The following is a 13,712-nucleotide window of genomic DNA, read 5'->3' as shown; positions in this document are numbered from 1 at the left end:
ATAGGGGATATGAGTCAGTTAGTATATTCTGGAAAATCATCTTTGATTCAGGATTTTATTCTAAAAACTGAACCTGTTTTTTTGACAAGCGATGCACATGAGATGAGCTGCTATGTATGCAAAAAAGGAATTCACGATGGAGTCTCATTAACTGCAAAAACTCTTGACTCAAAAAATGTAATGTTATGTGAAAAACACTTTGAATAATTAGTATTCTGCAGGTTTTGTAATTGCACCGTTTGCGGCAGATCCTACAAGTGATGCAAATTTTGCAAGTGCTCCTGTAGAATAATTTGGTGCTGGTCTTCTCCATTGTTCTTTTCTTTTAGATAATTCTTCTTCTGATACGTGTAGATTTAATGAATTGTCTTCTAATTTAATTGAGATTTTATCGCCATCTTTTACCAATGCTATAGGTCCTCCAACAAATGCCTCTGGTGCAACATGTCCAATCATAAATCCTCGAGTTCCTCCAGAAAATCTGCCGTCAGTTACCATTGCAACTTTTTTTCCTAGTCCTTGACCTACAAGTGCTGCAGTGGTAGACAACATCTCTCTCATTCCTGGACCACCTTTAGGTCCTTCATATCTGATAACTACAACATCTCCTTCATCTATCTCTCCTTTAGAAACTGCTTCAAATGCGTATTCTTCTCTATCAAAAACTTTTGCTGTTCCTGTAAATTCTGTCATTTCAACTCCTGCAGTTTTGATTACTCCTCCCTCTGGCGCCAATGTTCCTTTTAGAATTACAGCGGTTCCAACTTCGTGTATAGGTTGTTCAACTGGTTTGATTATTTGTTGATCTGGAACTTCTACTATTGCTAATTCTTCTAAATTCTCTTTGATGGTTTTACCAGTGACAGTTAATGAATCTCCATGAATCAGATTTTTATCTAATAGTTTTTTCATAACTAATGGAATTCCTCCGATTTTGTCTAAACTATTCATTACATAATTTCCTCCAGGTTTCATATCTGCAAGATGCGGAGTCTTTTTTCTAATTCTTTCAAAATCATCATATGTTAGATTAATTCCTGCTTCATTTGCCATTGCCAATAAATGTAAAATTCCATTTGTGGAACCTCCTACTGCATTTAGCATAGTAATTGAATTCTCAAATGCCTCGAATGTGACTATATCTAGCGGTTTTATGCCTAATTGTAGTAATTTTGCACATGCTTTTCCAGTTTCAAGCACCATCTTGTTTCTTCTATCATCTTCTGCAGGTGGGCTTGCACTTCCTGGTAAAGATAATCCTATTGCCTCAGATATTGATGCCATTGTATTTGCGGTAAACATGCCTCCACATGAACCGGCATTTGGACATGCTACATTTTCAATATTTTCTAACTCTTCTGCAGAAATTTTTCCTGCATCATATGAGCCAACAGCTTCATAAACATCTACCACTGTTAACTCTCTTCCATCTAACATTCCTGGCATTATAGTTCCACCATAAACAAATACTGACGGTATGTTGAGTCTAATCATTCCCATCATTGTTCCTGGAAGACTTTTGTCACATCCTGCTATTCCAACTAGTGCATCATATTGATGAGCTCTTACCATTAGTTCAATTGAATCTGCAATTACCTCTCTACTGATTAAAGATGATTTCATTCCTTCATGACCCATTGCAATTCCGTCACTAACTGCAATTGTACTAAACTCTCTTGGGGTTGCACCTCCCTCAGTAACTCCTTGTTTTGCTTGTTGTGCAAGATTTGGAAGATGGATGTTACAAGGTGTTGCTTCATTACCTGTATGACATACTCCAACAAATGATTTGCTTAAATCTTCATTTGTGAGTCCCATTGCTTTGTACATTGCACGATGTGGAGCTCGTGCGGTACCTTCAACAACATTTCTGCTTGAAATTTTCATCTTACTCACAATCTATTGATTGCTTGTGCATTTAACTCTGCTAGTTGTTTTTCAATGGCTAATTGGTCTTCACTTCCATATGAAATGAGAATTCTGTCACCTTCTTGAATTACATGTTGTCTTATGTCTTTAACAGGTTGGTCGTTGATATAGAATTTTATTGAATAATCCTCATTATTACAAAACTGTCTTCCATCTGGGAAAACAAAACAATTTTCGTCAACACCGACACTCATTGAATTGAATAAAAATTCAAGTTCCACTCCTGTAGAATGTCTGTGTATTGTATCGCCATCTTGATCTTCAAAATGAATCCACGGTGTTTTTACCTGATAATTTGGTGTTGAAAAGTCAAATTTATCGCCAAATATGCTGACTAATAGAGATGCATGGATATGCTCATCTCCCAATTTTCCAGCATTTTCTGGAGCTCCTGGTACATTGTTTGTTGAAGTAACAAACTCAAAACAGGCAAATGCAACAATAACTCCAATTGCAGATAAAATTCCTAATGCTTTTAGATTTCTAGTTCTATATTGGGCTGTTCTTTTAGCTGCAAATCCTTCACGCTCTTCTTCTCTCTTTTCACGTCTGTTTTTACCCATTGTTCATTCAAAATTTATCAGGCAAATAAATCCATATCGTTTATAGGATCTGTGAGTCTATTCCTCTATAATGACGATATTCACTGAGATAATTGAAGGAAAATTACCAGGTTTTATTATTTTTGAAGATGATCATCATGTTGCAATCTTGGACAAATATCCTATTGATACAGGTCATTCATTAGTTATTCCAAAAAAACCATATGAGAAGATTACAGATATGCCAAAAAATGAAGTTGCAGATCTATTTTCTCTTGTACCTCAGATTGCAAATGCAATTCTCAAAGCTACGGGAGCAGTTGCATTTAGTATTGCACAGAATAATGGTAAGGAGGCAAAACAAATTGTCCCTCATGTACATATTCATATCATTCCACGTTATGCTAACAAAGCAACAATGTGGACTAAAAGAGGAATTCCTAAAGATGATGAATTATCCCAACTACAACAAAAAATAAAAGACTCTTTCTAACCTCGATTTGGATTATATCTCAATATTGCAGCTATATTTCCTAAACTTCCAAGCATAACTCCATGTTCTGTTTTTCCTGATACTACTTCTACTTTGGTTCCTGTTTGAGATGCAATTAGTGCAATAAAGTCAATAAGATCTTGATCAGTCATTTCAAAATCCATTGCTTCACATTCTGAACATTTCTGACTCTTCATTTCTGTTTTTCTTGCAATTCTTTTACCTTGTTCAATAAGCTCTTCTTCTACATGTGAACATCTTTTACATTTTTTCTCGATTCGACTCATGTTTATGTTATCAGAAATAACCACCATTGCTGCAATATTGTTTCTTAACATTTCAATTACTTCTTTAAGACCATAACTTCCTAATCCTGAATTTGTATTGATTTCTTGAAAGAGTTTTTCAATTATCTTTTTTTCTTCGACCATTCTGAAGTTTGATAAGATGTCTGAGCATTTTGCAAATGCTTCTCTAATTCCTTCAGAACCTGAATATGATGCATCTATTGTGGCAATAATGTTATTTTGTAATCTATATTCCAAGTATTCATTCTTGATAAAATCCTCTTTAGTTGGGCCAGGTCCAGAAACAATCAATCCCTTTACTTTGTAAATATCAATGAAATATTCTCTGGTGATATGTGCAACTCTATTAAAGTAATATTGTAATTCCATTTCTCTTAATTTTTGAAATCTCTTGGCAGACTGTCCACCTTGTCTATGTTTACCTGCAACTCCAGAACCAGTTTCTTTTAGAACTTCCAATTTATCTCCATGTAATAATCCCCAACCCGCATCTTTTGCATCAATTGCTAACAATCCAATTATGTTATCGTCTTGTAACATATCTTTCAAAATATCTGTATGAAAATGATCATCACATCTGTATAGTGATGTGGTTAAATCTTTAGGAGGTTCAATCTCGTAAATTTTTACAACTTCGCTCCCTGGCGGACCTCCTCCTTCTCTTGGAAGTGCACCGCAGAATACCACTAATCCTTTTTCTGGTGTTTTTTTGTATAGTTTCAATCTTTGTTGTACTTTAGATAACGAATCTACTACATGGGTTCTGGTTAAATCTGATTTAATATTGTCTGCAGTTCCTTGTTCTTCTCTTAATTGTGTCATGACTTCATGTAGTTGTTGACCCTTTGGAATGTATACTGTAATTAGTTCGGTACCACGACCTGATTGTTGAGTTAACTCTTCTAATGTTTTTCTAATTTTATACATTTTTACAGAATCAACATTCTGAACTTCAAATTTTCCCATTTTTTTTATTCCTTAAATTAGCATATTAAGGTGATTGTATAACCTTCTCATTTTCATGAAGTTCCAAGTTCTTGTAATGCCTGTTCAAACTTTTCGAATGGTTGTGCGCCAATTATCCTGTACAATTCACTATCGTTAAAAATTAAAAATGACGGTGTGGCGTCAATACCTATTTCTCTAGCAAATTGTTCATTATCGAGAACTTTTTGCTTGAATTCAGAATTTTCTAAACATTGACTAAAACTATCTAAATCTAATCTGATATCGTTGGCAAATCCAATTAAAACATTCTTTGTAATCCATCCTGTATTTTCTCCTCCCCAATTATCATACAATGTATTGTGATATTCCCAAAACTTGTTTTGTTTTTGGGCGCAATATGATGCCTCAGAAGCCAAAATTGATTGTGGTCCATTTAATGGAAAATCTCTGTAGACGAAATTCACATTTTCGGTTTTGATATGTGCTTGATCAATCTTCTTCATTGTTTCATCATGAAATTTGTAACAAAATGTACATTGATAATCTCCAAATTCCACTATTGTGATTTTTGCATCAGGATTTCCTAGAATTGTTGTTCCTTGCATAAGATTTTCCTTATTCAGAATTGATGAATCGTTTGGTGCCGACTCCAGATTGAGTGTTAATCCAATCCCAATCACAACACCGATAATGATAGGAATTGCTAAAAAATAGATCTTCATACTATGAGACGCTTTTCAATTACTTTTAAATAGATAAGTTTCATCAAAAAATCTATGTCTCAAAAACAATCTACTATTACAGCATCTGGTACCTCTAAAATTGCAGTTGCTGCATTGGCACTTGTATTTGTATTCGGTTTATTCGTAGTAGGTTTTGATCAAGGGCACATTTTCAGTCTAGTTATGGGTGAACAAGCATTTGATGAAATGTTCATACATGAATTAACTCATGATATGAGACATGCAGCCGGCTTTCCTTGCCATTAATTCATTCTAGAGTATCATTCTAAATTCTAAGAATATGTATTGACTCTTAAATAATCATACTCGCTTGCATCATTATGGCAAAACGAGTAACTTTACCTCAGTTAAAAAAATATGATGTAACTCAGAAAGTTATTGAAATGTTGGCCGACGCAGAATCGCGTGCAATCATTTTCTCAATTATTCGAAAAGGAAAAACAGCTGCTGAATTATCTGAAAAGCATAAAATTCCTCTAAGTTCAGTTTATAAAAAAATCTCAGATTTGGAAGAACTAACATTGATTCATGTTGATAGTTGGCAAATTTCTGAAAAGGGCAGAAGATTCAAAGTTTACCGAAGTCGAATTAAGGATGCAGAGATAAGTATAAAAAAACCTGAAGCATCATTAACCTTGACTCCTAATGACAACAAATGAAGTGAAAAAAAGCCTAGTCCGTAAAGCCCTGCCTAAACCTAACATTTTACAATTAAGTGAATACGACATAACTCAAAAAATTATGGATTCCTTGACTAATGCATGTCACCGTTCGGTGTTATTTTCAATAATCGAGAATTCTAAAGATGCACCAAAAATCGCTGAAGAATTAAACATATCATTATCTGCGGTCTACAAAACTCTTGTAAAACTTGAAGAATTAACGTTAGTTGAAATTGACAAATTTAATTTTGTAGAAGGGAAAAAAGTTAAACTTTACAAAAGTCGAATTGGAAGGGCAGAAATTACCTTTGATAACAATGATGCAACTCTACATCTGTATCCTAATAACAAAGATAGTCAATAGTACTGCATGGTAGAAATTAATCTTTTAAAATTAAATTTTGATGATAAGGCGTTTTCTCATATCAGAGATATTCGCGAAACTGTTTTTACAAATGAATTGGGAATATCAAAGCAAGAACTATTTGATAAAAATGATGAAAATTGTGATCATTTCCTAATCTTTGATGGAAAAGAAATTACTGGATCTGTCAGAATTCTTTCTATGGAGAAAGTGGCAAAATTAGAACGTATGGCAATTCTCAAAGATTTCCGAACAAAGAATTATGGCAAAAATTGTATTTTTCAATTAAAAGAATATTATTCAGAACATGGTTTTTCTCATATTATATTGGATTCAATATATTCAGTGAGAGAATTTTATAAAAAATGTGGTTTTACTGAAGAAGGAGATGTATTTCAAAGAGTTGGAATTGATCATATTCGAATGTCATTGACGTTATAGTCTATTTAGAAAACACTTGATGAATTATTAACTCATAATTAATTCCAAAAAATATGAATGCAGAACTTTCGACAAGTAAACTTCCTGATATTGCCCATATGGGAATGCGTGCAACTATTGGTGTAATCTTCATAGTTCATGGATTTGGAAAATTTGGAAATCCTGGATTTGGTGGATGGATTTCCAGCATGGGTATTCCTGCAGAAATGCAAATTCCTATTGCATTAGCTGAGTTTGTACCGGGAATTCTACTCTTAATTGGAGTTCTAACAAGAATTTCGGGAGCATTACTATCGATAGTAATGCTCGGAGCAATATTCCTCGTAAAAGGTGCAACTAGTCTTACCGGCGACAAAGGTTATGAATTTGATTTAATTCTTCTTGCTGCAAGTCTAGTAGTAATTGTTAGTGGTCCAGGTAGAATATCAATCTCACATCTAATCAAAAAGATTCCTAGAGTATTACAGTAATCCTAGGTAACTATTTTTTCTATTTCATTTTTTTCTTCGGCAATCTTCACTTCTCTTGCAATTCTTTTTCCCATACTCATATTTTCATTGAATAATAATGAATAGTACGGTGAACCGTCCATGTAGATATTGGTTCCTGCAACAATTCTTGCTGAAAATTCAAACGATGTAAATTTAGCATTTTCATCATACACCCCTTCAATACAAAATGGGCCATTCATTCCTGGTGATACTATTCTTTTTGCTGCCTCAACAAAATTTTCTCCCATTGTATAGACTTCATCTAACAATGATTCTCTCAACACTAGTGGACTATTACCAATGACGTTGAAAGATGGGACTTTTTTTGATTTTAGTTGTTGTTCGGATGGAATTCTTCCAAGACCTTCAATATCGGATTCATGTCTTTGATCAACTCCAAAGAATTCTAATTCGCCAGTTAATGGTGAGTAAAAGAATTGTAAATAAGCTAAAACCCCTGCAGCATACTCTTGAATGTATAGAGTTTCATCTTTTGAAATTACTCCTTCAGAAATTAATTGATTCCTTTTTGTGTTATAGTCTTCTTCGTTAGCTGCCATGAAATATCCTTTACCTCCAGCGGCTCCTTGTCTTTTCACAATTACCAGTTTTTCAATATCTTTAGGCTCTGTTACCGGTTTTGGCATTGGAAGCGTTGCCTCTCTCATGAGTTTTTCTTTCATGGTTCTATCTGATTCCCATCGTAAAATCCATTTATTTCCAAAAATTGGTACTGTGATAGATTCAATTTCTTCAGAGCTCATTTGAGCAATTAATGTTCCATGAGGAATTAATATTGCATCTTGCTGTTTGAGTTTTTCTTGTATTTCTTGATTTAGTATTTCGGAAAATTTTTCTACAATTATTAATTCATCGATAAACTTGAATCGTCTGTATAATTTTTCACGTTTTTTTTCGCATACTAGTATTGTTTTAAATCCTTCATCTTTTGCGCCTTTCAAAACTTGTAAGGAACAGTGTGACCCTAAAGTGGCGATGCTTGTCAAGAGTAATTTTTCTTATCTAATTGGCTTTTTGAATCTATTCCCTAGATAATCTGGTTGACACATATTGGAAGATCTCATCAATTAACTCGATTTTTGCTTCAGATTCAAGATCATTTGGTATGGTTTTTGCTAAAAAATCATACATTGAGGCCTGATCTTCTAATTCACCTCTCTCTTTTCTAAGGGAATATGTGGCAATTGCTCCTGATATGTAGGCAATAGCTTGTTCTCGCGTATTCATGAATTGTTCATTCAATTCTAAAATAAAAATTGTAAACCAAATGTAAAATAAACCCAAAATTTGTTATAAATCTAAATGATTGGGACCGAACTAGGAGATCTTAGACGAACTCATTATTCAACTGAACTAAATTCTTTGAATGAAGGTACTGATGTGGTTGTAATGGGATGGGTTGTTACCGTTAGAGGTCATGGAAATATTGTATTTGCAACAATTCGTGATAAATTAGGAAATATTCAGGTTATAACAAAAAGTGGTGAATGTGATGATGATATACGTGAAAAATTATCACATTTGAAAGAACATTCTTCAATTGCAGTAGTTGGAAAAACTAGAAAAAATGAAAAATCCCCTACTGGAATAGAAGTAGTACCAAGTGAGATGCGAATTTTCTCAGAAGTTGAAAAAATTCCGCCATTTGAACCATATGCAAAAACTGTAAAAAATATTGATACTAGATTGGAAGTACGTGCAATTGATCTTAGAAGAAATGTTTTACAAAAAATATTTCTTGCAAGAAGTGTCACATTAAAAGCACTTAGAGATTATTTGGGAAAAGAAGATTTTGTTGAAGTTAATACTCCAAAAATGATTGCCACTGCAACTGAAGGTGGCGCTGCATTATTTCCAATATTCTACTACAACAAAGAAGCATTTTTGGCTCAGAGTCCGCAACTTTACAAAGAACAATTAACAATGAGTTTTGAAAAAGTTTTTGAAATTGCCCCAATATTTAGGGCAGAGCCTTCTAGAACAAATCGTCATTTGTCCGAAGCAATTTCAATAGATTTTGAGGAGGCATATGTTGACTACAATGACGTAATGGATAGAATTGAGGAACTTGTCAAAAACTGCATTTCGACAGTTCAAAATTTTGTAAAAGAACATCCTGATGTTGAGTTTTCTGTACCTGACGTACCTGATAAAATACCTCGTTACAAATATGCAGAATTAATTGAAAAGATGCAGGCTGCAGGGGTAAAGGCTCAATGGGGTGATGATTTGTATCCAAAAAATCTACAAAAAATAGGTTTAAGTGGTTTTTATTTTATTGTTGATTGGCCTATGGGTCCAAAACCATTCTATGTAAAAGTAAAGAAGGATGATCCAAAAATCTCAGAATCATTTGATTTGATGTGGGGAGATTTAGAATTATCATCTGGTAGTACCAGAATTGAAAAGAAATCTGAATTAGAGGATAGAATGAAGAATAAAGGTATGAAAACTGAAGCATTTGATTACCATCTCAACATATTTGATTTTGGTGTGCCTCCACATGCTGGTTGTGGTATTGGTCTTGAACGATTAATGATGGCTTTAACTGGAACTGAAAATATTAGAGATACAACATTTTATCCAAGAGATGTTGATAGACTAACTCCATAAAATCAATTACATATTTCATGATTGATACAACTCAAATTAGCACCCTCTAAATTAGCACCCTCTAAATTAGCACCCTCTAAATTCGTATTCACCATATAGGTATTTTTTAAATTAGCACCCTCTAAATTAGCACCCTCTAAATTAGCATTGGTGAAATCCACATATTCTAAATTAGCATTTTTAAATTGTGCATTTCTTAAATCTGCATCATGAAAATTATTATAAATTTTAGCGTTTACAATAACATCTGCATTAACTACTGAAATTTCAACGGGTGCTACAACTGGAAAACGTGAAAGTTTATCCTTTAATTCGAGTGGTCCAAGTTCTAAAATATCTAATCTGTTTTCAAATGTGTATGTTTTCATACGTGATGAAAAATCTGTATTTTCAAAATTCACATCTCTCATTTTGGCATTTCCAAAATACGCTCCAGATATAATTCGATCTGATAAATCAGATTCATTCATCTTTGCATAATTAAAATTAGTTTGATAGGAAGTTATAGGAAATTCAATATTAGATAAATTTGAATATGAAAATACAGCTTCAGTAAGATCTGTTCCTTTGAGACTTTTATTTTTTATTTCTGTTAAATCCACATTTATGAAAATAGATTTTGAAAGATTAGAGTTTTCTAAATTTGATTCATAAAAACTAGCCTCTTTAAAATTACTTTTTGACAAATTTTTATATGAAAAATCATTATAGTTCAAATTAGTTTCTTCAAAATCCCTCCCTTCAAAATTCATATCTCCCAATTTTGTATTTGAAAGGTCTGCACCAATCAGTATTGTTTCAGATAAATTTGTGTCAGAAAGATCTAATCCTGAAAGATTCGCGTAAGACAAATCCCTCCCTTCAAAATTCATATCTCCCAATTTTGTATTTGAAAGGTCTGCACCAATCAGTATTGTTTCAGATAAATTTGTGTCAGAAAGATCTAATCCTGAAAGATTCGCGTAAGACAAATCCCTCCCTTCAAAATTCATATCTCCCAATTTTGTATTTGAAAGGTCTGCACCAATCAGTATTGTTTCAGATAAATTTGTGTCAGAAAGATCTAATCCTGAAAGATTCGCGTAAGACAGATTTGAATTTGAAAGGTCTGCACCAATCAGATTAGCATTTTGGAAATTTACAGAGTATAAGCGTGAATTTGAGAGAATTACATTTGACAGGTTTACGGAAGTGAAATCAGACATATCAAAAATTGAATTTTTTATAATCATATTGCTGAAATTTTTATTTTTGAAATCTACATTAGGAGCAAATATTCCATTTTTACTTATTGATGCATATTCTAAATAATTTATTTCGTGTAATGAGTCTGAAATTTCATCTTTTATCAAAATATTTTGTAATAAATAAAATACATTATCTGCAATAATTTTATTGCCAAGCGATGATGTGTGACCTAAATCTACATAGACTGGTGAAAAAACATAATCAAAAATATTTTCAAAATTTACAGTTTTTGTACAATGCTTATCTAATTCTTTTAAATTAGATGAATATTTTTTCAACATATTCAAATTTTCTATGTTATTATCTTTAGAAGTATTCAAAAGATAAATTTCTTGATCAGTTAAAATTCTATTTCCACTTCCAAGAATTGGTTGAATAATAATAATTGTTTCAAAATTTTGTTTATTCCCTAATTTACAAACCGATTTCCAATTATCAAGTGATTGTTCTAAAGGAAGATTGTATGAATCATTCCATCCGTCATACATTATTATCATATCGGGGTCAAATTTCACAATTTTTTTAGAGATCATTTCAAATTCACGTTCAGTAGTTGCAGCCATTATTCCGGCATTAATAATCTGAATTTCAATTTCCAAATTTTTTTGATTGATAATTTGTTGTAAAAATGCAGGCCAGGTTTCATCATCATTTACTAAACTTGCTCCATGAGTTGTAGAGCCACCTACTGCAAAAATTCTATATATGTCAGATGATTTTTCTTCAAGAAATTCTGAGCCTCTAAATCCATGTTGATTAATAGAAACAGTACAGTTTTCGCATGTGTTGATCTTTTCTGTTAAATAAGATATATCAAAATTTTCAAAATTTGTGTTTGTGGAAGTTTTTGCTTTTAACCATGAAGAGTTATTTTTTAACCAATCTGGAATATTTTCAGAAATAATATCATTTTTGACATTAATTATTCCCGCATTTACCAAAAATTCAATTGCATTCACAAACTCTGTTTCAGAAATAGCATCTGTTGCCCACCATCCTGCAGTATTTTTCACCCAATCTGGAATGCCCTCTGTACTTGTTTTTCCATCATTTGATGTTGAAACATTGATTATTCCTGCATTTACCAAAAATTCAATTGCATTCACAAATTCTATCTCGGAAATAGCATCTGTTGCCCACCATCCTGCAGTATTTTTCACCCAATCTGGCGTATTGTCTGCATTTACATTAGATATAGATCCAGAAAAAATAACAATCAATAATAATAATAATAATTTCATGACTTTTTCAAAATATAGATAATACATTAAGAATTTAATATTTACAATATTTGAGACATATCTATGATTAATATTCAAAATTTGATGGTGAGGGTTTAGTGTCAGTTCAAGTTTCTTACAAAAAACAATCGGTTCTTTGGATCTCAGGATTATTGATTATATTTTTGGTAGTTGAATTAATTGCAAATGTATGGTGGATTACACAATTAAATTGTGAATTTGAAAATAATGAAATTTTTGAGCAAATGAGTGATGATAAAAAACACCAATTGTGTGTAGATCTTTATGAAGTTAAAACAATAGGAACTGAATTGATTCCAAATCAGAAAAGTCAATCAATTTCAATAAACAGTGTAGGATTTCGAGGCGAAGAACTTTCCTCTGAAACTCTTGAAAATGGATATAGAATTTTCATGCTAGGTGGTTCAACGATGTTTGGACATGGCGCAACTTCTGATCAAACTACTATTCCGGGATATTTAGAAAAAATATTTCTCACATCTGAAGAAAAATATCCTATAGAAATAATTAATGCAGGAGTTCAAGGAGCTGATTCATTTACTGAACTAAATTTACTTAAAACAAAAATAACAAATCTTTCGCCAAATATGGTTATTGTTTATGATGGATGGAATGATTTACGTGCTCAACATTCTGTAGAAACTATATCTAAAAACTGGGAATCTATATGTAAAATAGGATTACAGAATAATTTTGATGTAGTAATAATGTTACAACCTATTGCGGGGTTTGGAAACAAACCTCTAACAAATCAGGAATTAAAATATGTTGAAACTGGTACGAACTATAATGAATTCCCATTAATTAATTCATTAAATGAATATGAAAATTACGCTCAAAACCTCGTGCTTCTTTCTTCTTGCACGCATGTTTCTGATTTAAGAAATATTTTTGATACAAATTCCGATGCAATCTATTGGGATCAAGGGCATGTTTCTGATAAAGGAAACAATATTATTTCTAAAGCAATATATAATGAAATATCTCTTCTAACACCAAAAATTTTACAATCAAAAAATTATGAAAATTCTGAAAAAAACAATATTGTACTTGAAAACAATTTTCTTAATATTTTAGCTAATTACAAAACTCCTATAATGTTCAATAGCATTTTCATAATGGATTCTTCCTTTTATGCAGCTCCTGGCTCTTCTGATGAAATCTCTCTACAACAAAATATGCCAAAATCAAAAAAATTTACTTTTGAAACACAATCAAAAATTCACGATGGGGAAAAAATAATCATAAATATTGAAATACTAATTGAAAATGATTCAAAAAAGATATTAAAAATTAAAACATCAGATAGTAACACTGAATCTTTGATTCCGAACGTCACATATTTCTTAAAAATTTTAAATGACGATGAAATAATCTTAAGTGATTTCTTTTACAGTGAAGAGGATGTACTCGTTTTAGATATTTCTCCTAACGATTCTGATTCTATAACTATTCTTGGAGATAGACAGTATGATCATAATGCATTAATTGGAAGTGCAGATCCTCCTATCCTGATATCTGGTCCTGTGTTACAAAGTGATGAGGATTATCAATTTATGATTGGATTGAGAACTCTTTACGAAAAGTCGAATTGGATATTCTCATTAGATGATTTTTATGTTGAAATAACATCCTAAAAGTGAATAA

Annotated in this window: 16 protein-coding genes; 9 read left to right on the top strand and 7 right to left on the bottom strand. The window is 32.2% G+C overall.

The annotated features are described in order from the left end of the window. Positions 1-9 precede the first annotated feature (9 nt). Complete coding sequence (locus T478_RS03865; RefSeq protein ID WP_048105384.1) at positions 10-207, top strand: hypothetical protein; 198 nt, start codon at positions 10-12, stop codon at positions 205-207. On the opposite strand, the gene ilvD is transcribed toward T478_RS03865, so the two are convergent. Both ilvD and T478_RS03855 read right to left on the bottom strand, forming a co-directional pair. Further along, the gene (gene ilvD / locus T478_RS03860) at positions 208-1,887 is read right to left on the bottom strand and encodes a dihydroxy-acid dehydratase (protein WP_048105383.1); all 1,680 of its coding nucleotides are present in this window, start codon (positions 1,885-1,887) and stop codon (positions 208-210) included. A gap of 5 nt (positions 1,888-1,892) precedes the next feature. Further along, positions 1,893-2,492 (bottom strand): hypothetical protein, encoded by a 600-nt coding sequence (locus T478_RS03855; RefSeq protein ID WP_048105382.1) that lies wholly within the window; start codon positions 2,490-2,492, stop codon positions 1,893-1,895. Between the two features lie 70 nt (positions 2,493-2,562). Here T478_RS03855 and T478_RS03850 point away from each other — a divergent pair, with 70 nt between their 5' ends. Then, positions 2,563-2,964 (top strand): HIT family protein, encoded by a 402-nt coding sequence (locus tag T478_RS03850; RefSeq protein ID WP_048105381.1) that lies wholly within the window; start codon positions 2,563-2,565, stop codon positions 2,962-2,964. On the opposite strand, the gene prf1 is transcribed toward T478_RS03850, so the two are convergent. Continuing rightward, positions 2,961-4,238: a peptide chain release factor aRF-1 gene (prf1, locus tag T478_RS03845; RefSeq protein WP_048105380.1), complete on the bottom strand. Its 1,278-nt coding sequence runs from the start codon at positions 4,236-4,238 to the stop codon at positions 2,961-2,963. The two genes, T478_RS03850 and prf1, sit on opposite strands and share 4 nt — an antisense overlap. A gap of 53 nt (positions 4,239-4,291) precedes the next feature. Next, a complete protein-coding gene (locus tag T478_RS03840) occupies positions 4,292-4,942 on the bottom strand; it encodes a DsbA family protein (protein ID WP_048105379.1) in 651 nt (216 codons plus the stop codon). Positions 4,943-4,996: 54 nt separating this feature from the next. Between T478_RS03840 and T478_RS03835 the strand changes: the two genes are divergently transcribed. The 5 genes from T478_RS03835 (at position 4,997) to T478_RS03815 (ending at position 6,900) form a co-directional block, all read left to right on the top strand. Beyond that, a complete protein-coding gene (locus tag T478_RS03835) occupies positions 4,997-5,209 on the top strand; it encodes a CbtB domain-containing protein (protein ID WP_048105378.1) in 213 nt (70 codons plus the stop codon). Between the two features lie 74 nt (positions 5,210-5,283). After that, on the top strand, positions 5,284-5,622 hold the full coding sequence (locus tag T478_RS03830; RefSeq protein WP_048105377.1) for a helix-turn-helix domain-containing protein: 339 nt from the start codon (positions 5,284-5,286) through the stop codon (positions 5,620-5,622). Continuing rightward, complete coding sequence (locus tag T478_RS03825; protein ID WP_048105376.1) at positions 5,609-5,989, top strand: ArsR/SmtB family transcription factor; 381 nt, start codon at positions 5,609-5,611, stop codon at positions 5,987-5,989. The genes T478_RS03830 and T478_RS03825 overlap by 14 nt, the downstream gene beginning before the upstream one ends. A gap of 6 nt (positions 5,990-5,995) precedes the next feature. Continuing rightward, a complete protein-coding gene (locus tag T478_RS03820) occupies positions 5,996-6,430 on the top strand; it encodes a GNAT family N-acetyltransferase (RefSeq protein WP_048105375.1) in 435 nt (144 codons plus the stop codon). Positions 6,431-6,483: 53 nt separating this feature from the next. Next, positions 6,484-6,900, top strand: coding sequence for a DoxX family protein (locus T478_RS03815; RefSeq protein ID WP_048105374.1), 417 nt, complete (start codon positions 6,484-6,486; stop codon positions 6,898-6,900). 2 nt (positions 6,901-6,902) lie between these two features. Here the strand turns inward: T478_RS03815 and T478_RS03810 are convergent, their stop codons facing one another. Both T478_RS03810 and T478_RS03805 read right to left on the bottom strand, forming a co-directional pair. Continuing rightward, positions 6,903-7,928, bottom strand: a complete 1,026-nt coding sequence (locus T478_RS03810) for a formate--phosphoribosylaminoimidazolecarboxamide ligase (protein ID WP_048105373.1) — start codon at positions 7,926-7,928, stop codon at positions 6,903-6,905. Positions 7,929-7,962: 34 nt separating this feature from the next. Further along, positions 7,963-8,169, bottom strand: a complete 207-nt coding sequence (locus T478_RS03805) for a hypothetical protein (protein ID WP_048106900.1) — start codon at positions 8,167-8,169, stop codon at positions 7,963-7,965. A 75-nt stretch (positions 8,170-8,244) separates the two neighbouring features. Here T478_RS03805 and aspS point away from each other — a divergent pair, with 75 nt between their 5' ends. Further along, positions 8,245-9,555 (top strand): aspartate--tRNA(Asn) ligase, encoded by a 1,311-nt coding sequence (aspS, locus tag T478_RS03800; RefSeq protein WP_048105372.1) that lies wholly within the window; start codon positions 8,245-8,247, stop codon positions 9,553-9,555. 2 nt (positions 9,556-9,557) lie between these two features. Here the strand turns inward: aspS and T478_RS03795 are convergent, their stop codons facing one another. Continuing rightward, positions 9,558-12,044 carry a pentapeptide repeat-containing protein gene (locus tag T478_RS03795; RefSeq protein WP_048105371.1) on the bottom strand — a complete coding sequence of 829 codons (2,487 nt, stop codon included), beginning with the start codon at positions 12,042-12,044 and terminating at the stop codon, positions 9,558-9,560. A gap of 98 nt (positions 12,045-12,142) precedes the next feature. Here T478_RS03795 and T478_RS03790 point away from each other — a divergent pair, with 98 nt between their 5' ends. Further along, on the top strand, positions 12,143-13,702 hold the full coding sequence (locus tag T478_RS03790) for an SGNH/GDSL hydrolase family protein (RefSeq protein WP_048105370.1): 1,560 nt from the start codon (positions 12,143-12,145) through the stop codon (positions 13,700-13,702). Positions 13,703-13,712: the final 10 nt, after the last annotated feature.

This window comes from Candidatus Nitrosopelagicus brevis (genome assembly GCF_000812185.1).
GTDB lineage: Archaea > Thermoproteota > Nitrososphaeria > Nitrososphaerales > Nitrosopumilaceae > Nitrosopelagicus > Nitrosopelagicus brevis.
This window is presented reverse-complemented; position numbering and strand designations above follow the sequence as displayed.